The sequence below is a fragment of the Microbacterium sp. STRO-1N genome (assembly GCF_057748015.1).
Genome location: NZ_CM173234.1, coordinates 3,827,188 through 3,852,187 on the forward strand (window position 1 = coordinate 3,827,188; position 25,000 = coordinate 3,852,187).

A 25,000-nucleotide genomic window follows, 5' to 3' on the forward strand; every position below is an offset into this window, starting at 1 on the left:
GAGCGAAGATGCCCACCGAGACCACCACAGCGCTGCCCGCAGCCACCCCCGAGGCGCACGGACTGCGCACCGCAGACGTGCGCAGCCTGATCGACGAGCTCGAAACCGCCGGGCTCGATCCGCACGCCCTGCTCATCGCCCGCCACGGCCATGTGCTGTTCCGCGGCGCGTGGGAACCGTGGGCGGCGGAGGCGCCTGCCCTGGTGTACTCGGTGTCGAAGACGTTCACCGCGCTCGCGATCGGCTTCCTCGCCGATGAGGGCCTGGTCGAGATCGACGCCCCGGTCGACCGCTACCTCGACGAGCCGAATCCGCACGGCATCACGGTGAAGCACCTGCTCACGATGAACACCGGGCACAGCCGCGAGCAGACGCTCGGGCTGCCGTTCTCGGTCCGCGGGCTGCTCGAGACTCCCGGCGAACACGCCCCCGGAAGCCATTTCGCCTACAACTCGCCCGCCAGCTACGCTCTCTCGGCGATCGCCGATGCGGTCAGCGGCGAGTCGCTCACCGACTATCTGCGCCCGCGGCTCTTCGATCCGCTGGGCATCGGTCACCGCTGGTGGATCCCGCTGGGCGGCATCGATCAGGGCTTCTCCGGACTGCACCTGAACATCGACGATCTCGCCAGGATCACGACCTGCCTCGCGGACGGCGGACGCTTCGCCGGTCGCCAGGTGATCCCCACGGCGTTCATCGCGGAGATGTCCCGGCCCTGGTCCGACACCCGCGACCCGGAGGAACCGGATGCCGAGTCGGGCAACTGGGGGCTCGGATACGGCTACCAGGTCTGGAGCAGCCGTCTCGGCTTCCGCCTCGACGGCGCGTACGGTCAGTTCGGCCTCGTCGTACCGGAGCGCGGCATCGCCATCGCCTACCAGGGCGCATCGACCGAGGCCCACCGCACGCTCGACGCGCTGCTGCGCCTCGTCGACGCCTTCTCGGACTCCCCGGTGGATGCCGAGGACACCGGAGCCGATGACGACGCGCTCGACTCGTGGACCGCGCGCGCTCTGCTCGCGCCGACGGATCCGGTTCTGCATGCCGAGGGCTGGCGTCTCACCGATGCGGACGCAGATCGGTGGCTGCTGAGCATCCCGGATACCGGTTCGGTCGAGTTCGGCGCCGACGGATGGAGCCGGACCGTGCTCGGCGGCGGCGATGCATCCCTCGCGGTCGCCGTGCGCGGCGAGCGCCGGGGCGACGCCGTGCTCGTGCATCTGGTCGTGCTGACGTCTCCGCATCGCGCGATCATCACGCGAGACGATTCGGGCCTGCAGGTGCAGTGGCACAGCACTCCGCTCTGGCGTCCGAGCATCGACACGCTCCACGTCCCGGAGTGGGTCGCGCGGACGTCGGCGGGGTGAGGACGAAGTAGGCTCGTCGGGTGCGTCTCGTCATCGCCCGCTGCTCGGTCGACTACACCGGTCGGCTCAATGCCCATCTCCCGCTCGCCACGCGCCTGCTGGTGCACAAGGGCGACGGCAGTCTGCTCGTGCACTCCGACGGCGGAAGCTACAAGCCGCTGAACTGGATGAGCCCGCCGTGCACGCTGTCCACCGAGCTCCCGGGGGACGAGGAGTCCTCCGCCGGCGTCGTCGAGGTCTGGCGGGTGACCCACAAGAAGACCGGTGACGCCCTGCGGGTGCAGATCTACGAGATCCTGCACGACACGAACCACGACCTCGGCATCGATCCCGGTCTGCAGAAGGACGGCGTCGAGGCCGACCTGCAGCGTCTGCTCGCCGAGCAGGTCGAGCTCATCAGCGAGGGCGCCACCCTGGTGCGGCGCGAGTATCCGACGGCGATCGGCCCTGTCGATCTGATGGTGCGGGATGCCGCGGGTGCGGCGATCGCGGTCGAGATCAAGCGCCGCGGCGACATCGACGGCGTCGAGCAGCTCACCCGCTATCTCGAGCTCCTCGGCCGCGACCCTCATCTGTCGCCGATCCAGGGCGTGTTCGCGGCGCAGGAGATCAAGCCCCAGGCGAGGGTGCTCGCCGAGGACCGCGGCATCCGGTGCCTGGTCCTGGACTACGAGGCCATGAAGGGCATCGAGTCGGGCGTTCCCCGCCTGTTCTGAGCCGACACGCGCTCGCCCGGAGGGGATGAGCCGCGCACGCGCCGTGCCGCGGCCGGTGGGATGATTCCGCGGTCGGAGTGCGATCCTCCGCTACCCCATGGGAGGGGCGAGTGAACACACTGGCGGCGATGCGCGATGCAGTCTTCTTCGAAGGCCCGGAGGCAGGACGGCGCTACTCGCGCTTCTGGTTGCTGATCGTCCTGGCGAGCGTCATCGCCGCGGCCGGCGTCGTCGCCGATTCGACGGCCACCGTGATCGGCGCGATGATCGTCGCACCGCTCATGACCCCGATCCTCGGAGTCGTACTGGCCACGGTGCTCGGCAGCCGGCGCAACCTGGTCCGTTGCTGGACGCTGGTCGTCCTCGGCGCGCTGTCCGCGGTCGCGATCGGGTACCTCGTCGGACTCATCGTCCCTTCGCCGGTCACTGCACTGAGCAACTCGCAGGTCTCGGGTCGTATCGCCCCGCATCTCATCGACCTGCTCGCCGCACTCGCCACCGGCGTCGTGGGAGCGGTCGCGCTGGTGCGCAAGGACATCTCGGACACCCTCCCCGGCGTCGCGATCGCCATCTCGCTCGTGCCTCCGCTGAGCGTGGTCGGCCTGACGATGGAGTCCGGCGCATGGGCGGAGGCCGGCGGCGCACTGCTGCTGTTCGCGACGAACGTCGCGGCGATCCTCGGCTCCGGCATCGTCATCCTCGCCCCGTTGCGTCACAAGTGGGAAGGCATCGACGAAGCGGATGCCGCGGCCTCGGCGTCCGCGCGCCCCTACCGCTCGCTGATCTCGATCATCGTGTCGCTCGCGATCATCGCCATCCCGCTCGCCACGACGTCGGTCAGGTTCTCGACGGACGCCCTCATGGAGACGCGCGTCCGTCAAGCGGCCGAGCCCTGGGCCGAGGAGGCCGGGTGGCAGATCGACGGCGTGACGGTCAGCGGGGGACAGGCCGAGATCACGCTCACCGGTGCGCCCCCGCTGCCAGAGACCGCCGACCTGGAGCAGGCGCTGCGCGACGCGGATGTCGCACCGAGCCATGTCGACGTCGAGTTCGTGCCGGCGTACCGCGTCGAGCTGGGCGACGAACGGGAGCAGTGACCGCGCGCCCCTAGGCTGGAGGCATGCCCCATTCCCCGTATTCCTGCGTGCTGTGGGACGTCGATGGCACGATCGCCGATGCCACACCCGGTATCTTCCCTCGACTGCTGGAAGTGCTCGCGTCCTTCGGGGAACCGGCGCCGGATCCTGCTTCGCTGTCGCGCTGGGTCGGTCCGCCGATGTACGAGTCATTCCAGACCCTCGCCGGGCTGAGCGCGCTCCAGGCAGAGGACGCGCTCGCCCGTTACCGCGAACTCGCCGCCCGTGACGGCTACGCGGCATCCGTCGACATCTACCCCGGCGTGCCGGACGTCATCCGCGCCGTCGCCGCGGCCGGCATCCCGCAGGCGACCGCGAGCACGAAGCCGGAGAATCAGGTCCGCTCCATCCTCGAACACAATGACCTGCTCGGTCTCTTCACCGCGATCTCAGGGGCGCGCAGCGGCAGCATCGGGCGCAGCGACAGCAAGGCCGACGTGGTCGGGTGGGCGATCGAGCGCCTTCAGGCGGCGGGTGCCGACACCTCGAAGCCGGTGCTCATCGGCGACCGGCACCATGACGTCGAGGGCGCCGACGAATACGGCATCCCGGTCATCTTCGCCGAGTGGGGTTTCGGCGAAGCATCCGAAGGCGACGCCGCCGCATTCCGCGCACCGGATGCCGCCGCGCTGCAGACCCTGCTGCTGACGGACTGACCCGCAAGCACAGAACTCCCCGCCGGATGCGCGGATTCGCGCCCCGGTCAGGGAGTCCTGTGAAGAAACGCCCTCAGAGGGGGCGAATGTTCTCGGCCTGCAGGCCCTTGGGGCCCTGCGCCACATCGAACTCGACGCGCTGGTTCTCGTCGAGCGAGCGGTAGCCGGAGGACTCGATGGCGGAGTAGTGCGCGAACACGTCGGCGCCTCCGTCGTCAGGGGAGATGAAGCCGAAGCCCTTCTCCGAGTTGAACCACTTGACCGTGCCCTGGGTGCTCATGTACTGCCGTTCTGCTGGTGTTGATGCCGAAGCAGGGGCGCCCCGGCACGGCTAACGCTAGTGGAGGCTGGCGCTGGCGGAAACGGGCAGAACGAAGAAGGTAACCCAAATGTTGCACGCCGGTCACGCGGCGAGCGCGACGGACGGCACCGGAGAAATGGTGTGGCCCTCACCGCGGGGGGAGCGATGAGGGCCAGAAGACGACCGGAGGGTGCGTCGGATACAGCCTAACCCGAGATCACGATTCTTGTCCCCCATTTGGGGGACAAATTTCGAAATTCGTGGCAAAATAACTCGATAGCGGCCCCCTCGAATAGCCCATTGGGGACTGAACTACTCGAGGGGGCCCAATCGCATGTGCGGATCGCCGGCTCTGGGGAGAACCGACCGTCTTCTGGGGTAAGACGGAGGCGATCGTTCCCGGTGCACATGCACCTTCACAATAGGGGAGGATGAGCGGCCGCGTCCATGGTCCGAGACCACGGATCGCGGCCCGTGAAGGTCGGGAACGACGCCGCTGGGGCCGCTAACGCCTCGCCCCCTCGGCGTCAACCCCGTCGACCCATTCGCCCGGCTCGCGCAGAGTGGATTCTCCGAACGAAGGAGGATGACATGGGCATCGATGACAAGGCGAAGAACGCCGCGGACAAGGTCGCCGGACGCGTCAAGGAGACCGCCGGCAAGGTCACCGACAACGAGAAGCTCGAGGCCGAGGGCCGGGCGCAGCAGGCGAAGGCCGACGTGAAGAAGGCCGCCGAGAACGTCAAGGACGCGGTCAAGGAGTAGCCCCGGACGACCAGGGATGCTGTCATGACCCGGTTCGGGGTCGAGGAGGAGTACTTCTTCCTCGACCCCGACTCTCTCGCCCCCACGGCGTCGGCGCTCCGCGCGAAGCGCGCTCTGACGGATGCCGGACACCCCGGCGCCTTCACCAGTGAGTTCCTCACCTGCCAGTTGGAGTACGCCACGTCGCCGGTGCGCACGGTCGATGAGGCTCGTGCGCAGCTCACCGCTGCGCGCATGGCGGCTGCCGAGTTCGCCGCAGGAGACGGCTGCGTCCTCGGTGCGGTCAGCACGCCGTTCAGCAACGGCGACGCGCACGTGTCACCGTCGACCCGCTACCGGGAAGTCGCGCGCTGGCTGGCCGACATCGCCGGTGGCCATCACGTGTGCGGCTGCCACGTGCATGTCGAGATCGAGGATCCGGAAGCGCGAGTGCGGGCCCTGAACCGCTTGCGCCCGTGGCTCCCCGTTCTCCTGACGCTCGCCGGCAATTCGCCGTTCTGGCATTCCCGGATCACCGGGTTCCGCAGCTGGCGGACCGTCATGATGCGGCGGCTGCCGACCATGGGCTGCCCGCCGATGTTCCGCGATCACGCGCATTACCGACGCCACCTCGATCAGCTCATGCGTCTGCGCGCGTCGCCGGACGCGGCATCCCTGGCGTGGGCGGCGCGACTCTCGGACCGATTCCCGACGGTCGAGGTCCGGGTGTTCGACACCCAGCTCGACCCGGACGACGCCCTGCTCCTGGCCGCGCTGGTGCGTGCGATCCTGGTCGCCGAGGATCTCGCCGTCCTTCCTCTGGACACCGATCTCATCGACGCGACGCTGTGGATGGCCGCCCGAGAGGGACTGAATGCGGCCCTCATCGACCCGGTCACCGGGGAGTCGTCCAGCGCCCGCATGCTGATCCAGGATCTTCTTCTTCTCATCCAGCCGCACCTGGAAGAGGCCGGCGACGACGAGTTCGTCCAGGACAGGATGGCTTTCCTGCGCGCCGACGGCACCGGAGCCGACCGGCAGCTCGCCGCCCTGCGCGCAGGCGGAGTGCCCGGCCTCGCCGCCCTGCTGGGCGGGAGGACCGGGCACTCGTCGCACGCGGCGTGATCAGGCGACGGCGTAGATCGCGCCGGTGATGATCAGGGTGACCAGGGTCGTCCAGCCGATGATCGCGATGCCCTGCCAGATGAGGATGCGCGTCCTGCCGATGCCGGCGGCGGCGAGCATGGTCGCCGTGAACTGGGTGGGCAGCAGCAGGGGGCCGAGCAGGCTGACCCCGGGGACGCCGTAGCGCTCGAGCGCACGCTGCAGCTTGGCACGCCGTGCCGCCTTGCGCTCGCTCTCGTCCGCTTCGCCCTCGATGAGCACGGATGCCGCCGGACCCCCGGAGCCGACCGCGACGGCCTCACGGGCCTGCACCTTCGCGTGATGCCTGCTCACGACGGCGTTGCGCGCGCCCGCACTGAGGAACACCAGGACCGCGACGCAGATGAAGTTTCCGAGGATGGCCGCGATCGCCGCCACCACGGGCGGGATGCCGCCGATGATGCCGATCGCTGCGGCACCCTCGCCCTCGATGAACGGGACTGCCCCGGCCGCCGCGACGATGAGCGGCTGGATGAACTCGGGCACCTGGGCCACGAGGTCCTGGAAGGTTTCGATGAGGTTCATGCTCTGCTCCTGTGTGGGGGCCGCAGCGGCGGTTCCGCTCGGCATGACATCAGTCCATCGCGGCCGGCCGATTCGGATAAGTGCCGGTCCGTCATCACTTCCCCTGCGTCTCTCACGGCCCGGGGGTGACAACTGTCATGGCCGTAATGTGGACGGCATGGATGCCGGAACCGCCACGAGTGCGCGACGACTCGCACGGGGGATCACCGCGACGTGGTGGTACACGGCATCCGCCATCATCGGCTTCGAGCTGCTGGTCGTCTTCCTGCTCACGTTGGCCGCCCTCTCCCGGCCGAGCACCGGCCTGGGCGGCGTTCTCATCGTGACGCTGGGCGGCATCGCATGGTGGGGTGCGACGCTGGCGCTGCTGTTCCAGTACCGCCACCGGGACGACACGGCGGGCATCGGAATGCGGCAGCGCATCCTCGTCCCGCTCGCCATCGCGGCGATCTACGCTGTGGGTGCGGGACTGACCACCGGGATGTGGATCGCAGCCGGGGTCGCCGTCCTGCAACCATTGGTGCTGCTGAACTGGCCGCGCGGCGTGCGACTGCGTCTCGTGGTCGCGGCGACGGTGGCGCTGATCGGATTGTGGATCGTCGATCAGCGCACCACGACCTTGGACGCGGTCGGCCAGTCCACCTGGTGGACACTCGCCGTCTTCGCGATCCTGCTCCCGGCGATGTCGGTCACCTCACTCTGGTGGTGGGACGTGCTCATCACGCTCGACCGCGCCCGCGCCGCCGAATCGCGCCTCGGCGCCACGCAGGAGCGGCTGCGGGTCGCGACCGACGTGCACGACCTGCAGGGGCATCATCTGCAGGTCATCGCCCTGCAGCTCGAACTCGCCGAGCGCCTGATGGCGAAGGATTCCGATGCCGCGCTGGAGCAGATCCGACTCGCACGAACCAGCGTCGACGAGGCGAGGCAGGGCACGCGCGACCTCGCGCTGCAGTTCCGTTCCGTCCCGCTGCGCGACGAGATCGCGAACGCCGTGGACCTGCTGCGCGCTGCCGGCACGTCGGCTGAATCGTCGGTGGATGCCGCAGCCGACGCCGCCCCGGCATCCGTCCTGGGTCCGGTGATCCGTGAGACGACCACGAACGTCCTGCGTCACGGCGGCGGGTCGTGGGCCCGGCTGTCGCTCACGCGTGTCGGCGACACGTGGCGGTACGAGATCTCGAATGACGCCGCCGCCTCGACGGTCGAGAGCGGCGACGGCTCCGGGCTGGACGGGATCGCACGGCGTGCCGCCGAGGTCGGCGGAACCGTGGAGGTCGATCGAGGACGAGCCGAGTTCACCGTCGTCGTGACCGTACCGGAGGCGACCCGATGATCCGCGTGCTCGTGGCCGATGACGAGGCGATGATCCGATCGGCGGTCGCCGCGCTGCTGAACCTCGAGGACGACATCGAGGTCGTGGCGGAGTGCGCGAACGGCCTGGAAGCCGTGGATGAAGCCGTCCGCCTCACCCCCGACATCTGCCTGCTCGATCTGGAGATGCCCGGCCTCGACGGGGTCGAGGTCGCCGAGCGCCTGAGCCGCCTGGTCGCGACCCGATGCATCGTCGTGACCCGCCATGCGCGACCCGGTGTGCTGCGGCGAGCGCTGGCCTCAGGCGTCTCGGGCTTCCTGCCGAAGTCGCGCGGCGCGGATGAGGTGGCCGAGGTGATCCGGCGCGTCGCCGCCGGCGCGCGCTACGTCGACCCCGAGGTGGCCGCCGACGCACTCAGCGATGAGCGCTCTCCGCTCACCGAGCGCGAGCTCGACGTCCTCCGCGCCGGCCGCCGCGGCGAGACGACGGGGCAGATCGCCAAGTCACTGTCGCTCGCACCCGGTACGGTGCGCAACCACGTCTCCGCCGTGCTCAGCAAGCTCCACGTCGCCACGCGTCAGCAGGCGGTGCTCCTGGCCGAGGAGCGCGGCTGGATCTGACGTCCGCCGGTTCCCGGCGGTGCGCGGTGCGGTGCACGGTGTCCGGGTGCGGACGCAGCAGCCCGAGTAGGCGCAGGCACGGTACGGATGCAGGGAGATCCCCCGGATGCAGGCCGATAACCCGCCAGATCCACCGACATCCGGGATTGTGACTGACATCCGTACCCGGCACAGCGGCCGTGCGGGCCGTCAGATGACGGTCGTGCCGAACAGGCTGCCGACGAGATACGTGGCCGCGAGCGCAAGGGCTCCGCCGAACACCGTGCGGATCATCGCGCGTCCTCTGTTCGCGCCGCCGATCCACGCCGCGACATAGCCGGTCACGGCCAGCGCGATCAGGACCGTGACGAAGGTCAGGCCGATCCGCAGCGGGTGCGGCGCGAGCAGGATCGTCGCCATCGGCAGCAGCGCGCCGAGGAAGAACGCGATCGCCGAGGCGAGCGCGGCGTGCCAGGGGCTGACGACATCATCCGGATCGATGTTGAGCTCGGCGGACAGGTGCGCCGACAGCGGGTCGTGAGCGGTCAACTCCGTGGCGACCTGCCGAGCGGTCTCCGGCGTGAGCCCTCGCGCCTCGTAGAGTCCGACCAGTTCGGTGAACTCGGCATCCGGATCCTCCGCGAGCTCGCGCTTCTCCTTCGCGATCAGCGCGCGCTCGGAGTCCCGCTGGCTCGAGACCGACACGTATTCGCCGAGCGCCATCGAGATCGCGCCTCCGACGAGGGCCGCCGCTCCGGCGATGAACACCGGCGCGACCTCGGCAGTGGCGCCGGCGACTCCGACCACGACCGCAGCCGTCGAGACGATGCCGTCGTTGGCGCCGAGCACACCGGCGCGCAGCCAGTTCAGCCGCTGGGAGAGGCCCTGCTCGTGCGGTTCGTCCGCGTGGGCACCGGGGACCTGGTCCGTGCTCATCCGCCCTCCGTCCGTCCCGCCCGATTGTGTCGCACTCCCGGTCCGATTTCGAGCACCGGCGCGATCACCGGTCCAGGATCGCCCTGGTGGATGCCTCAGGTCGAAGATCCAGGCGACGCAGCAGCTGCGCGTTCAGCGCCACGACGATCGTCGACAACGACATCAGGATCGCGCCCACCGACATCGGCAGCACGAACCCGATCGGCGCAAGGACGCCGGCGGCGAGCGGCACCGACAGGAGGTTGTACCCGGCTGCCCACCACAGGTTCTGCTTCATCTTGCGGTAGGCGGCGCGCGACAGCTCGATGACCGACAGCACGGAACGCGGATCGTCGCTGGCGAGGATCACTCCGGCCGAGGCGATCGCGACGTCCGTGCCGGCGCCGATCGCGAGTCCGACGTCGGCCTGCGCCAGCGCCGGGGCGTCGTTCACGCCGTCGCCGACCATCGCGACCTTGCGGCCCTCGCGCTGCAGGCCCTGCACGGTCGCCGCCTTGTCCTCCGGGCGCACGCCGGCGAAGAACCGATCGACCCCGAGTTCATCGGCGACCGAGCGGGCGACGGCCTCGGCATCCCCCGTGATCATGACGACCTGGACCCCGAGCGCGTGCAGCGCGTCGATTGCATCGCGCGATTCGGGGCGGACCTCATCGGCGAGCTTGAGCGCGCCGACGACGGCGCCGTCCCGCAGGACGTGAAGGATGATGGCGCCGTCCGCACGCCAGGCGTCGGCGACGGGCAGTTCGTCGGCGTCCTCCTCGGTGAGCAGGTGCGGGCCGCCGACTCGAACGGTCGCCCCCGAGACCGTCGCGGTCACGCCGACGGCGGGGGAGGAGGCGAAGTCGCGGCTTCCGGGAACGGCGAGTCCGCGCTCGGCGGCGCTGCGGACGATCGCCCTCGCGAGCGGGTGCTCGCTGTCGGCCTCCGCGGCGGCGGCCAGCGCCAGCACTTCGTCCGCGTCCTGACCGTCGACGACCGAGATCTCGCTCACCACGGGCTCCCCCTTGGTGAGCGTTCCGGTCTTGTCGAACAGGACGGTGTCGACGGTGCGCATGCTCTCCAGCGCGAGGCGGTCCTTCACGAGCACTCCACCGCGTGCGGCCCGCTCCGTCGCGATCGAGACAACCAGCGGGATGGCGAGACCGAGCGCATGCGGGCAGGCGATCACGAGGACCGTGATCGTGCGGATCACGGCCTCGTCCGGCATCCCGACGAGCGTCCAGACCAGGGCCGTGAGGATGCCGGCGCCCAGCGCGAACCAGAACAGCCAGCCGGCCGCGGTGTCGGCCAGGCGCTGCGCGCGCGAGGACGAGTTCTGCGCTTCGGTCACCAGACGCCGGATGCCGGCGAGCGCCGTGTCCTCGCCCGTCGCCGTCACCTCGACGCGCAGACCGGAGTCGGTGGCCACCGTGCCGGCGGTCACGTCGTCGCCGACACCGCGGGTCACGGTGCGGGACTCACCCGTGATCATCGACTCGTCCATCGCGGCCCGTCCGTCGACGATGCGGCCGTCGGCAGGGACGCTTCCGCCCGGACGCACCACGACGACATCGCCGACGACGAGATCGGTCGGGGAGACCGTCACGACCTCGCCGCCCTCGACGCGCTCGGCCTCGTCGGGAAGGAGGGCCGCGAGCGAGTCCAGCGCCGAGGTCGTCTGCGCCAGCGAGCGCATCTCGATCCAGTGCCCCAGGAGCATGATGACGATCAGCAGGGCGAGCTCCCACCAGAAGTCGAGCTCGTGATGCAGGATGCCGAGGGTCGCGCCCCAGGAGGCGATGAACGCCACGGTGATCGCGAGGCCGATCAGGAGCATCATGCCCGGCTGGCGGGTGCGCAGTTCGCTCACGGCACCAGTGAGGAACGGGCGGCCGCCCCACACGTACATCACGGTGCCGAGGATCGGCGAGACCCACGTCAGGCCGGGGATGTCGGGGAGCGAGTACCCCAGGATCATCGCGAACATGCCGGAGAGCGCGACGGTCGGAACCGCCAGGACGAGCATGATCCAGAACAGCCGCCGGAACTGGCCGACGTGGTCCGCGTGCCCGGAGTGCCCGCTGTGGCCGCCGTGCTCGCTGTGCTCGCCGTGGCCGGAGTGATCGCCGTGCTCGGACTGGCCGCCGTGCTCGCCGTGGCCGCCCACCTCGCTCGCCGAGCGCGCCCCCTCCTCGCTCGTTGAGCGAGCGGAGCGAGTCGAAACGCGCTCCTGCTCAGACCCGCCATCCCCACCGTGCTCCGCATGCTCGCCGTGGCCTTCATGATCGTGCGCGTTCTGCATGATGCATCCCTTCCGGCTCTCGTGCTCCTCCGACGGCGAGATCGTGCGGGCTCCGAGGAGTCCCGCACGATCGTCTCAGGTCACGCCGCCGTGACGTATTTCGCGGGGTCCGCGTCGAACTTCGGCGCGCACCCTGCGCAGCAGAAGTAGTACCGCTCGCCCTCGTAGTCCCGGTACAGACCGGCCGCCTCGGCATCCGCCTTGGCGACCGAACCGCCCATGACGACGCATTCGGCGACATCAGCGGTGTTCGAAGCGAGCAGGTCTTTGCGGCCTGCCGCGTCGACTCCGGCGCTTCCTCCGACGCTGCAGCAGGATCCGGCTGATGTCTCGGACATGGGGTGTTCCTCTCGGTGATGGAGTCCGGCGATGATGATCGCCGGCGAGTCAGGCATCCGTCGCCTGGCTGCGGAAGGACCGCAGGCGCAGGCTGTTGCCGACGACGAACACGCTGGAGAACGCCATGGCGGCTCCCGCGAGCATGGGATTGAGCAGGCCGAGTGCCGCGAGCGGGATCGCCGCGACGTTGTACGCGAAGGCCCAGAACAGGTTGCCCTTGATCGTGCCGAGCGTCCGGCGCGAGAGCCGGATCGCATCGGCGGCGCTGCGCAGGTCGCCGCGGACCAGCGTGATGTCACTGGCCTCGATCGCGACGTCCGTGCCGGTGCCCATCGCGAGCCCCAGGTCGGCCTGCGCGAGGGCGGCTGCGTCGTTGACGCCGTCGCCGACCATCGCGACTACCTTCCCCTCGGCCTGCAGCCGGGTGACGACGTCGACCTTGTCGGCGGGCAGCACTTCGGCGATCACCGTGTCGATGCCGACCTCGGCCGCGATCTGCTCGGCGGCGGCGCGGTTGTCCCCGGTGAGCAGGATCGGCGTGAGACCGAGGGCCTTCAGCTGGGCGATCGCCTGAGCACTCGTCGGCTTCACGGCATCCGACACCACGAGGATGCCGCGGGCGAGACCATCCCAGCCGACGGCGATCGCGGTGCGACCCTGCCGCTCGGCCTCGCTCTTCGCGGCGGCGAGATCGGCGGGAAGGGGCTGCGCCCAATCGGCCAGCAGGGATTCGCGCCCGACGAGCACGGCGTGTCCATCGACGATGCCCTGCACGCCCTTGCCCTCGATGTTCGTGAAGCCCTCCGGCACGGGCAGCGTGCCGAACTCCTGGGTGGCCGCCTTGGCGATGGCCTGCGCGATGGGGTGCTCCGAGGCATCCTCGAGGGCGCCGGCGAGACGCAGCAGGTCGGCGCGATCGACGCCGTCCGCGGTGTGCACGCCGACGAGCGTCATGCGGCCCGTCGTGACCGTGCCGGTCTTGTCGAGCACGATCGTGTCGACGTTGCGGGTCGATTCGAGCACCTCGGGGCCCTTGATGAGGATGCCCATCTGCGCACCGCGTCCCGTTCCCACCAGCAGAGCGGTCGGAGTGGCGAGGCCGAGCGCGCACGGGCACGCGATGATGAGGACCGCGACGGCAGCGGTGAAGGCGGCGGATGCCGGGAACCCAGCCCCGAGCCAGGCCGCGAGCGTCACCACCGCGATCGCGATGACGATCGGCACGAAGATGCCGGAGACCTTGTCGGCGAGACGCTGCACGTCGGCCTTGCCAGACTGCGCGTCCTCGACGAGCTTGGCCATCTGGGCGAGCTGGGTATCGGCGCCGACGCGGGTGGTGCGGACGACGAGGCGGCCGCCGGCGTTCACGGTCGCGCCGGTGACGGCATCGCCCTCGCCGACCTCGACCGGGACGGATTCGCCGGTCAGCATGGAGGCATCGACGGCAGATGTTCCGGAGACGACCACGCCGTCGGTGGCGATCTTCTCGCCGGGGCGCACGATGAACTCGTCACCCACGGTCAGATCAGCGATCGGGATGCGGGTCTCGATGCCGCCCCGCAGCACGGCGACGTCCTTCGCGCCGAGTTCGAGCAGGGCGCGCAGCGCCGCTCCGGCCTGACGCTTCGAGCGCTTCTCGAAGTAGCGCCCCGCGAGGATGAACGTCGTCACTCCGGCGCCGACCTCGAGATAGATGTTCGCAGCGCCGTCGCTGGGGGCGACAGTCAGCTCGAACGCGTGGGTCATGCCGGGGACGCCGGCGGTTCCGAAGAACAGTGCGTACAGCGACCAGGCGAACGCCGCGATCGTGCCCATCGAGATGAGCGTGTCCATCGTGGCGGCGCCGTGGCGGAGGTTCATCCACGCGGCGCGGTGGAACGGCCAGGCGCCCCACACGATGACGGGCGCGGCGAGCGTGAGCGACAGCCACTGCCAGTAGGGGAACTGCAGCGCGGGGATCATCGCCATCGCGATGACGGGCACCGTCAGCACGGCCGACACGATCAGGCGGGTGCGCAGCCCGGTCAGCTCGGCATCCGGAGCATCCTCGCCCTCGGCGCTGCCGGTGTCGGTGGGCGGGGCGGGGAGTTCGGCGGTGTAGCCGGTCTTCTCCACTTCGGCGATGAGCAGCGCAGTGTCGAAGCCGGCCGGAGCCGTCACCTTGGCCTTCTCGGTCGCGTAGTTCACGGTGGCCGTCACGCCGTCGAGACGGTTGAGCTTCTTCTCGATGCGCATGGCGCAGGAGGCGCACGTCATGCCGCCGATCTCCAGCTCGACGCTGGCGACGTCGCTCGTCGTGTCGCTCATGTGTGGCTCCTCAGGGGCTGAATCGGATGAGTGTCAGTGTCCGCCGTGTTCGTCGTCGCCGTCGGACCCGTGGTCGGGAGTGGCGTCGGATGCCGCGGCATCCAGGACGAACTGCGCGGTGTGGACCTGCCCGTCGACCTGGAAGTCCAGGTAGAGCAGGTAGCGGCCGGCCGACGGGACGCCGGCGGTGAAGTCGACCGTGGGGCCGGCGGTGTCGCCGGGCTGCGGTTCGTCGCCGTGGGCGTGGACGTGCAGGTAGGCGAGGTCGCCGTCGCGAAGGGCGACGAGGTGTCCGAATGCGCCCAGGTACGGTTCGAGGGTCGTGACGGGTTCTCCGTCTCGAGCGACTTCGACGGTGAGCGCGCTGTCTGCTCCGGCGATGAGATCGCCGGAGATGGCGACGTCGAAGCCGTCGACGGATGAGGTCGTGATGACCTCGGTCGCCGGGCTCGGCGTGAGAGTGCCCGCGACGTCCACGGTGCGCGACAGCGTCGCGGCGGTGCCGTCGGAGACGAAGTCGGTGTAGACCCGGTAGGTGCCTGCGGCATCCCAGGTCCATGGCAGCGACCAGACGCCGGTGGCGGCGTCCAGCTCGGGGTGGACGTGACGGTACTCCGTCCCGTCGTTCCGGACCACGATGAGGTGCAGCTGCTTGCCGTGGGCCGTGTCGTAGGTCGCGACCGGCTCGCCGTCGGAGGTGAGGATGCGGAAAGCGAGTTCGCCTGCCGTGCCCGTGGCCGCCGGAGTGGAGATCGGGGCGAGGGTGAATCCGGATGCCGAGATCGTCACGCCGGTCACCTCCTGTTCCTTCTGTTCTGTCTCCAGTTCTTCTTCTTCACCGGCCGCGTGGCCGGTGTCGTCCGCGTGGCTCGCCTGGCTCCACGCGGCGACCGTGCTGTCGGGCACGATCGCGCCGGCGGCCACGTAGGCGGCGCCGAACGCGACCACGAGGCCGGCGCCGTAGAGACCCAGGCGGCCTGCGGTGTTCATCAGGCGCGCACCGCTGCGTATCCGGCCTCGTCGACCGCGGAGATGATGGCCGCGTCGTCCACGGGGGAGTCGCTCGTGACGACCAGCTTGCCGTCGGAGGCGCTGACCTGGATGCCGGTGACGCCGGCGACCTGGCCGACCTCGCCGCGGACGGACATCTCGCAGTGGCCGCACGTCATTCCGGTGACCTGGTATTCGGTGGTGCTCATGGTGCTTCCTCTCGTCTCGTTCAGAGTACCCAGGAGGGGTATACGACTGATGCAACCCTATACCCATGGGGGGTATTCCCGTCAAGGCGGAGGAAGTCGCCAGAGAGCACCTTGCACCGAGCTCGGCCACCCGAAATCGGGAGCAGGGTCGACGACGAGGGTCAGCGCAGGGCGTCGAGACACCGGATCGCTTCGCGGAGCAGGTCGTACCCTTAGGATGCGCGGCGTCGCCGCAGCAGGAGCAGGGCGCCTGCACCGAGCAGCACTCCCGCGGCGATCGGGAGGATCCCGATGCTGCCACCTGTCCGAGCGAGGTCTCCGATCTTCTGGATCAGGGGCGGCGGTGCGACACCCAGGTAGTGTGACCGGTCCTCGTCCATGACACCGTCGCCCTCGACCGGATCCCCGGCGACGTCCGTGGTCCCCGGGCCGGTGCCGGTGACGATGCCGAGGTTCTCGTACTGGCCGAGGGTCGCTGTTCCCGTGGCGATGCAGGTGAAGCTCGCGCCGGGCGCGAGCGGACCGGCCACCGTGTTGCCACCCGTGCCGTCGCAGTCGATCCGAGACGCGTCTTCGACGTCGTCGGTGACGGTCACATCCGTGAGCGGGACGTTGCCGGTGTTCGTCACGGTGTACGTCCAGCGCACCTCGCCACCCACCGTCACGTTCGGGCCGCCCGGCTCGTCCGCGTCCTCGCCGTTCGTGGACTTCTCGATATCGATCGACGGTTCGATGCCGAAGTAGTGCGACGGATCCTCATCCGTGACCTCACCCTCCGGCCCGATGCCGGTCACCGCACCTGTGTTCGCGTACTGGCCGAGCACCGCCTCTCCGGTCGCGACACAGGTGAAACTCGCGCCGGCGGCCAACGGCCCGGCGATGACATTCGACCCGGTCCCGTCGCAGTCGATGTCGGACGCCACCACCTTGTCGTCCGTGACGGTCACATCCGTCAACGGCACATCACCGGTGTTGGTGACCACATACGTCCACCGCACCGCACCACCGACCGCCACGAGAGGACCCGTCGGCTCATCGGCATCCTGCCCGTTCGTGAACTTCTCGATATCCACCGCCGGCTCGACGCCGAGATAATGCGACGGATCCTCATCCGTCACCTGAACGCCCGGCACCGAGGCACCGTCGACATCCGTCGACGCCGGGCCTGTGCCGACGACAGCGCCCAGATTCGCGTACTGGCCCGCGACCGCAGTTCCGATGGCGACACATGTGAAGACCGCGCCCGCCGCCAGCGGACCAGGGACGACATTGCCCTCGCCACCCTCGCAGACGATGTCAGCGGCATCCACTCGGTCATCCGTCACCGTCACGTCCGTCAACGGCACGTTGCCGGTATTCGTCACGACATAGGTCCAGCGCACCTCACCACCGACCGCCACACTCGGACCCGTCAGTTCATCGGCATCGTGACCGTTCGTCGCCTTCTCGATATCGACCGCCGGCTGAATGCCGAAGTAGTGTGACGGATTCTTATCGTCCACCCGCGCGCCGGGAACAGGGTTGCCATCGACGTCAGTCGTCGCGGGGCCGGTGCCGGAGACCGTGCCGAGGTTCGCGTACTGCCCCAGGACGGCGACGCCCTCGGCGAGGCAGGTGACGCTTGCGCCCGGCGCCAGCGAACCGGCGATGACGTTGCTGCCGGAGCCGGCGCAATCGATGTCCGACGCGGCGACCACATCGTCGGTGACCGTGACATCCGTGAGTGGCGTGCTGCCCGTGTTGGTCACGACATACGTCCAGCGCACCTCACCACCGACGGCCACGTTCGGGCCAGTGGGCGTATCGGCGTCCTGCCCGTTCGTGGCCTTCTCGATGTCGATGGACGGCTCGACGCCGAAGTAGTGCGACGGATCCTCATCCGTGACCTCGTCTCCAGCGATCGAGTCGCCATCGACGTCCACGACCTCCGGGCCGATGCCGGTCACCGTACCCGTGTTCGCGTACTGGCCGAGCTCGGCCGTGCCGTGCGCGACGCACGTGAACGAGGCGCCAGGCGCCAACGGCCCAGGAACGACGTTGCCACCCGTCTCCGCACAATCGATGTCCGCGGCGTCGACCTTGTCGTCGGTGACCGTCACATCCGTCAGTTCCGCGTCGCCGGTGTTGGTCACGACGTACGTCCACCGAACGTCGCCGCCGACCGCGACGAGCGGGCCCGATTCCTCGTCGGCATCCTGACCGTTCGTCGCCTTCTCGATGTCCACCGCCGGCTGGATGCCGAAGTAGTGTGACGGGTCATCATCCGTCACCTGGACGCCGGGTACGGCGGTGCCGTCGACCGCGGTCGAGGCCGGGCCCGTGCCGACGACAGCACCCGTGTTGGCGTACTGACCGGCGACCGCGTCGCCCGTCGCGGTACAGGTGAAGCTCTCACGGGCCGCCACAGGTCCGGCGACGACATTGCCGTCGCCGGACTCGCAGACGATGTCCGACGCGTCGACCCGGTCATCCGTGACCGTCACGTCCGTCAGGGGCACGTTGCCGACGTTCGTCACGACATACGTCCAGCGCACCGCACCGCCGCGATTCACCACCGGTCCGGCAGGCTCGTCGGCATCCTGACCGTTCGTCGCCTTCTCGATATCGACCGCCGGCCGGATGCCGAAGTAATGAGACGGATCTTCATCGTCCACCCGCGCACCGGGAACAGAGTTGCCATCGACGTCGGTCGTCGCACGGCCGGTGCCGGACACCGTGCCGAGGTTCTCGTACTGGCCGAGGGTCGCCGTTCCCGTGGCGATGCAGGTGAAGCTGCCCTCCGGCGCGAGCGGACCGGCCACCGTGTTGCCCCCCGTACCGTCGCAGTCGATCCGAGACGCGTCCTCGACATCATCCGTGACGGACACATCGGTCAGCGGGACGTTGCCGGTGTTCGTCACGACATATGTCCAGCGCACCTCACCACCGACCGCCACGTTCGGGCCAGTGGGCGTATCGGCGTCCTGCCCGTTCGTGGCCTTCTCGATGTCGATCGACGGCTCGACGCCGAAGTAGTGCGACGGATCCTCATCCGTGACCTCGTCTCCAGCGATCGAGTCGCCATCGACGTCCACGACCTCCGGGCCGATGCCGGTCACCGCACCCGTGTTCGCGTACTGGCCGAGCACCGCCTCTCCGGTCGCGACACAGGTGAAACTCGCGCCGGCGGCCAACGGCCCGGCGATGACATTCGACCCGGTCCCGTCGCAGTCGATGTCGGACGCCACCACCTTGTCGTCCGTGACGGTCACATCCGTCAACGGCACATCACCGGTGTTGGTGACCACATACGTCCACCGCACCGCACCACCGACCGCCACGAGAGGACCCGTCGGCTCATCGGCATCCTGCCCGTTCGTGAACTTCTCGATATCCACCGCCGGCTCGACGCCGAAGTAATGCGACGGATCCTCATCCGTCACCTGAATGCCCGGCACCGAGGCGCCGTCGACATCCGTCGACGCCGGGCCTGTGCCGGTCACAGTGCCCAGATTCGCGTACTGTCCGGCGACCGCATCGCCCGTCGCGGTACAGGTGAAGCTCGCATCGGCTGCCAGGGGTCCAGGGACGACGTTCGATCCGGAGTCGTCGCAATCGATATCCGCGGCGTCGACCCGATCGTCCGTCACCGTCACGTCCGTCAGCGGCACATTGCCGGTGTTGGTCACGACATAGGTCCAGCGCACCTCACCACCGACCGCCACGAGAGGACCCGTCGGCTCATCGGCATCCTGACCGTTCGTCGCCTTCTCGATATCGACCGCCGGCCGGATGCCGAAATAGTGAGACGGGTCGTCGTCGTCGACCTGCACCATGGCGGGGTCGACGCCGGTCGCGGTACCGGTGTTCTCGTACTGTCCTTCATCTGCCGTGCCTGTCGCGACACAGGCGAACGAGCCACCCGGGACGAGCGGGCCGGCAATGATGTTGGAGCCGGTGCCGTCGCAGTCGATCGACGCGGCATCCACCTTGTCGTCGGTGACGGTGACGTTCGTCAGGTCGACCATGCCGGTGTTGGTGACGACGTAGATCCAGCGAACGGCACCGCCGACGGCCACGTTCGGACCGGTGGGCGTGTCGGCGTCCTGGCCGTTCGTAGACTTCTCGATGTCGATGTCTGGTGCGGGCATGAGGGCGAGGTCGACGGTGAAGTTGCTGAACGCATCGGGAATGAGATCGTTGCCGAGACCGGCGACATCATCACCTACGGGGCCGTTCGCCCCGGCCAGGAAGTCCCTCTCGTCACGTTCGTAGGCGAGTGTCACCGGCGCGCTCGTCAACCCGGAGGCCGCGGGGTCGCTCGAGGTCGTGTTGTTGTTGTCTCCGCCCTCGTTCACGCCGTTGTCGGAGCTCGAGCCCGCGGTGCGCACGACGGTATCGGCGAGCGGAGCGCCGGAGGCGAACATCGCCACGGGGATGTGGACGGTGTACGTGCCGGCCGGAATCGACGCGACGGACCAGCGGCCTGCTGCGTCCGTCGTGCGCGACGCGATCACGTCGCCATCCTCGTCGCGGACCTGGACGGTCACCCCGGCGATGCCTTGTTCACCGGTGTCGAACGTGCCGTTGCCGTCGGCATCCAACCAGACCAGGTCGCCGAGCGTGAAGCCAGGCATGACCACGTACGGCTCGTTGGAGAGCAGCGGTTGATTCGGGAACGTGTCCGAGTAGATCTGAGCCCGGTTCGCGTAGAGGTTGTCGAGTTCGTTGCTCGTGGAGATCATCGGGATCTCCGCCCGCACACGAGTGCCGGTACCCAGCCATCCGTCCGAGACGAACCGCACTCCGGTGACGGCAGAGAAATCCGGAGTTTCAGCTGCCGTGCGCCACAGCCCGCCGGGAGCCGAGGGATCCTCATTGGCCGCCGCCCGCGGGTCGTGGTTCAGGGTGGAGGGGTTCGCTGTCGTGTAGTACCAGGTGCCCGGCACGCCGCCGGTGCTGCCGCGGATGTACTGCGGCGCCGCGAGCGGGCCGGTCAGTTCCGAAAGCCCTTCGTAGTCCGAGGCGTACTGGCCGCGCGCCGAGCCACTGGCCGGGTCGCCGTCACCGTTCCACGGCAGGACATCGATGGTGTCGGTCGGCTCGAAAGAGATGACCGTCGATGTGTTCGCCCAGTCGAGCGACCAGGTGTAGATCTCTCCGCTCGCGACCAGCGCCTTGTCCACGTTCTTCACCAGACCCAGCTGACCCGAGCCCGTCGCCGTGGTGCTGGCGGTCGCGGTCGGAGCATTCTCGGCGTTGTCAGACATCGCCTGCACCTGATTCACATAGGTGTCGCCTGGTTGCGCGACCGTCTCCAGGGTCGCGCAGAGCTGCAGCGCCGAGGCCCCGGTGCGAATCCAGTAGTTCGCCGCGGTCGTCGTGATGTCGCCGAGGAGGAACGTCACCTCGCGGGTCGCCGGGTTGTAGCTGACCGTCACGCCGTTCGGGAGCCGATTCTCGGTGCAGGTCGGGTTGTAGATGAGGCCGACAGGAACCGTGTCGACGAGGCGGAGGTTCTCCACCACCGCGCCGATGGGCGCGTTGTTGACCCCGACGCTCAGGTTCCAGATGGCGTCCTGGCCAGGCAGGTACGTCGCCTGGCCGACCGACTTCGCGACGATGAGTTGCAGGCCCTGGTAGCGAGTCTCCTTCTGCATCGTCGTCCAGTCGTCGCCACGGGGACCGGTCGACCAGCCGCCCGCGTTCGACAGTCGTACACCCGTGAGGATGGGCTCGCCGTCGTTCGGACCGCCGTTGTATGTGCCGCGGGCCACCAGGGGCGTCCGCAGGAACAGGCGGAAATCGGCGTACTCGACATGGTCTGGGTTCACCGGGCGCATCCGGACCATGTTGACCCGGTCCGCCCAGTCGGCGCCGAACGATGCCGGGTCCGTCTCCCAGCGAGTGTCCTCGTCGCGGCAATTCTCGGTGTCATCGACGAGCGAAGAGCGGTCCACCGGGAACAGACCGCCCGAAAGAGCACCGGCCTGCGTGTCGACGCTGTTGGATCCGATGGCGTACTCGATGACCCAGTTGCGGGGGTCGGCCAGGCTGACCGACGTTGAGATTGCGGCTCCGTTCAGGCGGAACGTCGAGACGTCGAACACATCGCAGACCATCGGGTTCTCGACGGGGAATCCACGAGTATCGGTGGCCCCAGGCGCCTGGACGCCACGCGCCGGGAAGGCGTCGCCGCCGGCGAACAGAGGTGTGTCGTATCCGGCTTCAACCCAGGACTGCACCGGAGTTCCTGATGCCACGGTGCTGTTGTCCGCCCACGCGTTGCCGGCCCCGTTCGTGAAGGTCTTGCGACCCGTCATCGGCAGGTTCGCGCCGAGCTGCCGCGAGACGTCGTCGTAGACGATCCCGCCGTCCTGGTTGGTCTCCGGCCAACTGCCGGTGTTGTTCAGCAGCACCCCCTGCGGGATGTCCTCTCCCGCGTTCGGGCCGCCGTTGTACTGCCAGCGCGACTGCAGGGGAACGTAGAGTCCGAGAGTGAACGGGCCGGCCTCGACGTGACCGGCAGCCTTCGGGCGAGCCCGCACCATGTTGACCTGGTCGCGCCAGTCGGCGCCGAAGTCCGCCGCGGGGTCGGTGCTCCACGGGCCCTCGTCGTCGCGGCATCCGCGCGCGTCGGCGACGTTCGGGGCGTTGTTCAGCCCGTTGCCGGTGCCCGTCTGCGTATCGACGGTGTTCTCACCGACCCCGTACTCGATCACATAGTTGTTGAGGTCGAAACCTGGGTTCATCGTCGGCGTCCGCGCCTGCAGGTGCGGATTCGGGTCGGCGCCCGTGTTCGGTTCCAGCGGGTCTCCCGACACGCGCCACACCGAGACGTCGAAGACGTCGCAGACGACCGGGTCGGTGACCGCGATGCGGCTCGTGCTCGCGGTCGTCCAGACATGGGAGTTCACCACGTCGCCGATCGAGAACTGGTTCCAGTTGTTGAGTCCGCCGGTGATGCCCTCGTATCGCTTGTCGCCGCGCAGCGTGCCGCAGTCGCTGACGGTGCTGCGCACGTTGAACGTGCGGGTCGAGACATTGTTTCCCGTGGCGGTGGTGCCGTCCCACCCTGGTTCGAACCCGGTGTTGTTGATCGGCCAGTCGTCCGCCGTCCAGCCGTCCGTCTCGCGCGCCTCGTTGCGGAACGTGAGCGTGTCGTTCACGTTCGCCCGGCAGGGGTCGGGCACCGTCGGGGTCGGAACGAAGAATTGCACCGTCCACAGCGCGGCCTTGTTCGCATTGCCATTGGCGTTGGGAGTGAAGCTCATGTCCCAGCCATCCGCGGGCTGAACTCCCGTCTCGCACACCGGGGTGCCGAAGTTGAATGGAGAAGCCCACCCGAGGCACGAGAGAAGCACGGCGTCGGGCCAATCCGCCATCACATCCTTGAATGACAGCTGGTCGAGATTCGACGTCAGGATAGAGCCGTTCGTCTCCGCGACGTCGAAGCGGAACTGCATGTGGAAGCCGGGGACGGGTGGGGTTGCGGGGTTGTTGTCAAGCGCCCCATCAACGAATGCCTGTGAGCCATGGAGCGATTTGGCCAGATCCCACCGGGGCTCGGTGGTGTTGAACTCACGCGGAACCACGTTGTCGCCGGTCGCCGTCGTGCCGTCCCAGCCGGCCTCGAAGCCGGGGCCGACGCCGCCGGGCGGGTTGTTCGGCTGTCCGCCGATCATGTGCCAGCCGTCCGTGTCCTCGACGTTGTTCTGCCACGACACGGTTCCAGTGGGCGGCGTGTCACCATGCTGCCAGTCCGGGTCGACCGACCGATACGCATCCTCGGTGGGCACGAAGACGAACACCAGAATCCGCGTGCTGTCGTACGGCGAGTTCGCGGGCTTGCTGACCGTCATCGGCCACCCGTCGGCGCCCGCTGCCTCGTCGATCGGGCACGTGATGCTCCAACCGCTCCGCGCACCGATGTTGTCCGTGCGGCGGTCCTCGCACAGGTACAGGACGGCGTTGGGGAACTTCGTCATCCGGTCCGTGAAGGCGATCGGCCATTCCACGTCCGATCCTCCGGTGCCGCGGACGTTCTCGATGTCGATCCAGTACTGCACACGGAACCCCGGCGTGAGCACCCCGTCGATGGTGCGGCTCGAGGCGCGTGGCACGTCCTGCAGCGACTTCTTCGCCTCCCACTCGGCCGTTCCGGTCACTTCGATGACGGGGCCCTGGACCGTGCCCGACGGGGCCGCGTCGTCCTGGCCCGCGTACGCGCGGGCGGTCACCTCGCCGAACCCGGGGATCGGGGTGTCGTCGGCGAATCGGTAGGCCAACTGCACCGTGCCCACGTTCGATGACATCGGGCCGAGGTTGCACACCACGGTGATCGATCCATCTGCGGCCGTGGTCGCCGAGGAGGCCGGGTTCGCACCGTTGGCCGCGGCGAGGCAGCCCGCCGGGAGGCCGTTGGTGCCGGGACCTGCGAGTTGGAACGTGGAGTCTGCGACGTCACTCGGGTCGTTCGGGTTCGAGACCGGATTGATCGTCAGCTCGATCACGACATTCGGCACCGTCACGCCGGTCGGCAGGCCCGTGAGGGACACCGAGTAGTTCTGCAGCACCGTGTCGCCGACACGCACGATGCAGTTGTCGGGCCCGGTATCCATACCCGGTTCGGCTGCGGCATCGAAGGGCGGCGTGCCCGTCGCCGCATAGCCCTCGCAGGAATTCGGGATCTCGAGCCGGTCGATCTCCAAGGTCGAGATGGGCTGGAGTCCGGCATCCAACCCGGTCGCCTGCGTCGCGCCGGTGATCGTGAAGGGCGCCGTGACTCCGCGCTCGGGGTTGCCCACCGTCGGTACCTCTGCCCGCTGGAAGTCGTTCTGCTCGCTGGCCGTGTCGGGGAAGCGGAACGGGCCGGGAGCGACCACGCGAACGACGTAATCGCCGTCGGCTGCGTTCGCGAACGCGTACCCACCGGCCGCGTTCGTCGTGGTGGCCGCGACCGCCGTGCCGGTAGCGGCTTCGACGAGCTCCACTGCCACGCCGCTCTTGAGGCTCTCGTCCGCGGTGCGGATGCCGTCCCGGTTCGCGTCGGCCCAGACCACGCCGCTCACTCGGCTGTTCACGCCGGCGACGGCCGCAGAAGGCACGGCCACCACGCCCGCGAGAACACCGGTGAGCACCAGCACGGGGGTCAGCAGCAGCGCCAGCAGTCGCCGGATCGAGACGGGCTTGCCCTTCGCTGGATCGCGCAAGGTCGTGTTCGTCGACATCGAGTCCCCCTCGGCGTGGTGTCTCCGCCGCGCATGGAGCGGGGCGCACCAACTTTGCTCGAAGGCTATGTGCGCGTCGCCGTCAGAGGCATCACTCGAAACGCATGATGTCGATCGTCCTCGGTCTCGTCGACGAGCGACACCGAACGGTCGCCCGCGGTAGGGTTTCGCTATCGTCGACAGCGATTCGCAATCAATCTCCTATT

The 25,000-nt window shown here is 68.9% G+C and carries 17 protein-coding genes; 8 read left to right on the plus strand and 9 right to left on the minus strand.

The window, feature by feature from the left end; genetic code table 11:
- Nucleotides 1–8: 8 nt before the first annotated feature.
- The 4 genes from AC3ANJ_RS18495 (at nt 9) to AC3ANJ_RS18510 (ending at nt 3,875) form a co-directional block, all read left to right on the plus strand.
- A complete protein-coding gene (locus AC3ANJ_RS18495) occupies nt 9–1,367 on the plus strand; it encodes a serine hydrolase domain-containing protein (protein ID WP_488317589.1) in 1,359 nt (452 codons plus the stop codon).
- 20 nt (nt 1,368–1,387) lie between these two features.
- Nucleotides 1,388–2,083 carry an endonuclease NucS gene (gene nucS, locus AC3ANJ_RS18500; protein WP_406248124.1) on the plus strand — a complete coding sequence of 232 codons (696 nt, stop codon included), beginning with the start codon at nt 1,388–1,390 and terminating at the stop codon, nt 2,081–2,083.
- Nucleotides 2,084–2,211: 128 nt separating this feature from the next.
- Complete coding sequence (locus tag AC3ANJ_RS18505) at nt 2,212–3,180, plus strand: DUF389 domain-containing protein (protein ID WP_488317590.1); 969 nt, start codon at nt 2,212–2,214, stop codon at nt 3,178–3,180.
- A gap of 23 nt (nt 3,181–3,203) precedes the next feature.
- Nucleotides 3,204–3,875 (plus strand): HAD hydrolase-like protein, encoded by a 672-nt coding sequence (locus AC3ANJ_RS18510; protein ID WP_488317591.1) that lies wholly within the window; start codon nt 3,204–3,206, stop codon nt 3,873–3,875.
- 73 nt (nt 3,876–3,948) lie between these two features.
- Here the strand turns inward: AC3ANJ_RS18510 and AC3ANJ_RS18515 are convergent, their stop codons facing one another.
- Complete coding sequence (locus tag AC3ANJ_RS18515) at nt 3,949–4,155, minus strand: cold-shock protein (RefSeq protein WP_046014597.1); 207 nt, start codon at nt 4,153–4,155, stop codon at nt 3,949–3,951.
- A gap of 612 nt (nt 4,156–4,767) precedes the next feature.
- Here AC3ANJ_RS18515 and AC3ANJ_RS18520 point away from each other — a divergent pair.
- On the plus strand, nt 4,768–4,941 hold the full coding sequence (locus AC3ANJ_RS18520; protein ID WP_488317592.1) for a CsbD family protein: 174 nt from the start codon (nt 4,768–4,770) through the stop codon (nt 4,939–4,941).
- Between the two features lie 24 nt (nt 4,942–4,965).
- Nucleotides 4,966–6,045 (plus strand): carboxylate-amine ligase, encoded by a 1,080-nt coding sequence (locus AC3ANJ_RS18525; RefSeq protein ID WP_488317593.1) that lies wholly within the window; start codon nt 4,966–4,968, stop codon nt 6,043–6,045.
- On the opposite strand, the gene AC3ANJ_RS18530 is transcribed toward AC3ANJ_RS18525, so the two are convergent.
- The gene (locus AC3ANJ_RS18530) at nt 6,046–6,609 is read right to left on the minus strand and encodes a small multidrug efflux protein (protein ID WP_488317594.1); all 564 of its coding nucleotides are present in this window, start codon (nt 6,607–6,609) and stop codon (nt 6,046–6,048) included.
- Nucleotides 6,610–6,766: 157 nt separating this feature from the next.
- Here AC3ANJ_RS18530 and AC3ANJ_RS18535 point away from each other — a divergent pair, with 157 nt between their 5' ends.
- Both AC3ANJ_RS18535 and AC3ANJ_RS18540 read left to right on the plus strand, forming a co-directional pair.
- Nucleotides 6,767–7,945 (plus strand): sensor histidine kinase, encoded by a 1,179-nt coding sequence (locus tag AC3ANJ_RS18535; RefSeq protein ID WP_488317595.1) that lies wholly within the window; start codon nt 6,767–6,769, stop codon nt 7,943–7,945.
- Nucleotides 7,942–8,544 (plus strand): response regulator, encoded by a 603-nt coding sequence (locus AC3ANJ_RS18540; protein WP_488317596.1) that lies wholly within the window; start codon nt 7,942–7,944, stop codon nt 8,542–8,544. The genes AC3ANJ_RS18535 and AC3ANJ_RS18540 overlap by 4 nt, the downstream gene beginning before the upstream one ends.
- A gap of 189 nt (nt 8,545–8,733) precedes the next feature.
- Here the strand turns inward: AC3ANJ_RS18540 and AC3ANJ_RS18545 are convergent, their stop codons facing one another.
- The 7 genes from AC3ANJ_RS18545 to AC3ANJ_RS18575 form a co-directional block, all read right to left on the minus strand.
- Nucleotides 8,734–9,459 (minus strand): VIT1/CCC1 transporter family protein, encoded by a 726-nt coding sequence (locus AC3ANJ_RS18545; protein ID WP_488317597.1) that lies wholly within the window; start codon nt 9,457–9,459, stop codon nt 8,734–8,736.
- A gap of 64 nt (nt 9,460–9,523) precedes the next feature.
- Nucleotides 9,524–11,740, minus strand: coding sequence for a heavy metal translocating P-type ATPase (locus tag AC3ANJ_RS18550; protein ID WP_488317598.1), 2,217 nt, complete (start codon nt 11,738–11,740; stop codon nt 9,524–9,526).
- Between the two features lie 80 nt (nt 11,741–11,820).
- Nucleotides 11,821–12,078, minus strand: a complete 258-nt coding sequence (locus AC3ANJ_RS18555) for a YHS domain-containing protein (RefSeq protein ID WP_406248105.1) — start codon at nt 12,076–12,078, stop codon at nt 11,821–11,823.
- Nucleotides 12,079–12,127: 49 nt separating this feature from the next.
- Nucleotides 12,128–14,386 (minus strand): heavy metal translocating P-type ATPase, encoded by a 2,259-nt coding sequence (locus AC3ANJ_RS18560; protein WP_488317599.1) that lies wholly within the window; start codon nt 14,384–14,386, stop codon nt 12,128–12,130.
- Nucleotides 14,387–14,419: 33 nt separating this feature from the next.
- Nucleotides 14,420–15,376 carry a heavy-metal-associated domain-containing protein gene (locus AC3ANJ_RS18565; RefSeq protein ID WP_488317600.1) on the minus strand — a complete coding sequence of 319 codons (957 nt, stop codon included), beginning with the start codon at nt 15,374–15,376 and terminating at the stop codon, nt 14,420–14,422.
- Complete coding sequence (locus AC3ANJ_RS18570) at nt 15,376–15,585, minus strand: heavy-metal-associated domain-containing protein (RefSeq protein ID WP_488317601.1); 210 nt, start codon at nt 15,583–15,585, stop codon at nt 15,376–15,378. The genes AC3ANJ_RS18565 and AC3ANJ_RS18570 overlap by 1 nt, the downstream gene beginning before the upstream one ends.
- 212 nt (nt 15,586–15,797) lie before the next feature.
- Nucleotides 15,798–24,794, minus strand: a complete 8,997-nt coding sequence (locus tag AC3ANJ_RS18575; protein ID WP_488317602.1) for a DUF7507 domain-containing protein — start codon at nt 24,792–24,794, stop codon at nt 15,798–15,800.
- Between the last annotated feature and the right edge of the window lie 206 nt (nt 24,795–25,000).

Excerpts from the sequence above, each read along its gene's own strand:
- AC3ANJ_RS18550 (WP_488317598.1), bottom strand. The coding sequence starts at position 11,740 with ATGCAGAACGCGCACGATCATGAAGGCCACGGCGAGCATGCGGAGCAC.
- AC3ANJ_RS18565 (WP_488317600.1), bottom strand. The coding sequence starts at position 15,376 with ATGAACACCGCAGGCCGCCTGGGTCTCTACGGCGCCGGCCTCGTGGTC.
- AC3ANJ_RS18555 (WP_406248105.1), bottom strand. The coding sequence starts at position 12,078 with ATGTCCGAGACATCAGCCGGATCCTGCTGCAGCGTCGGAGGAAGCGCC.
- AC3ANJ_RS18545 (WP_488317597.1), bottom strand. The coding sequence starts at position 9,459 with ATGAGCACGGACCAGGTCCCCGGTGCCCACGCGGACGAACCGCACGAG.
- AC3ANJ_RS18570 (WP_488317601.1), bottom strand. The coding sequence starts at position 15,585 with ATGAGCACCACCGAATACCAGGTCACCGGAATGACGTGCGGCCACTGC.
- AC3ANJ_RS18505 (WP_488317590.1), top strand. The coding sequence starts at position 2,212 with ATGCGCGATGCAGTCTTCTTCGAAGGCCCGGAGGCAGGACGGCGCTAC.
- AC3ANJ_RS18515 (WP_046014597.1), bottom strand. The coding sequence starts at position 4,155 with ATGAGCACCCAGGGCACGGTCAAGTGGTTCAACTCGGAGAAGGGCTTC.
- AC3ANJ_RS18525 (WP_488317593.1), top strand. The coding sequence starts at position 4,966 with ATGACCCGGTTCGGGGTCGAGGAGGAGTACTTCTTCCTCGACCCCGAC.
- AC3ANJ_RS18535 (WP_488317595.1), top strand. The coding sequence starts at position 6,767 with ATGGATGCCGGAACCGCCACGAGTGCGCGACGACTCGCACGGGGGATC.
- AC3ANJ_RS18520 (WP_488317592.1), top strand. The coding sequence starts at position 4,768 with ATGGGCATCGATGACAAGGCGAAGAACGCCGCGGACAAGGTCGCCGGA.
- AC3ANJ_RS18575 (WP_488317602.1), bottom strand. The coding sequence starts at position 24,794 with ATGTCGACGAACACGACCTTGCGCGATCCAGCGAAGGGCAAGCCCGTC.
- AC3ANJ_RS18510 (WP_488317591.1), top strand. The coding sequence starts at position 3,204 with ATGCCCCATTCCCCGTATTCCTGCGTGCTGTGGGACGTCGATGGCACG.
- AC3ANJ_RS18540 (WP_488317596.1), top strand. The coding sequence starts at position 7,942 with ATGATCCGCGTGCTCGTGGCCGATGACGAGGCGATGATCCGATCGGCG.
- AC3ANJ_RS18560 (WP_488317599.1), bottom strand. The coding sequence starts at position 14,386 with ATGAGCGACACGACGAGCGACGTCGCCAGCGTCGAGCTGGAGATCGGC.
- AC3ANJ_RS18495 (WP_488317589.1), top strand. The coding sequence starts at position 9 with ATGCCCACCGAGACCACCACAGCGCTGCCCGCAGCCACCCCCGAGGCG.
- AC3ANJ_RS18530 (WP_488317594.1), bottom strand. The coding sequence starts at position 6,609 with ATGAACCTCATCGAAACCTTCCAGGACCTCGTGGCCCAGGTGCCCGAG.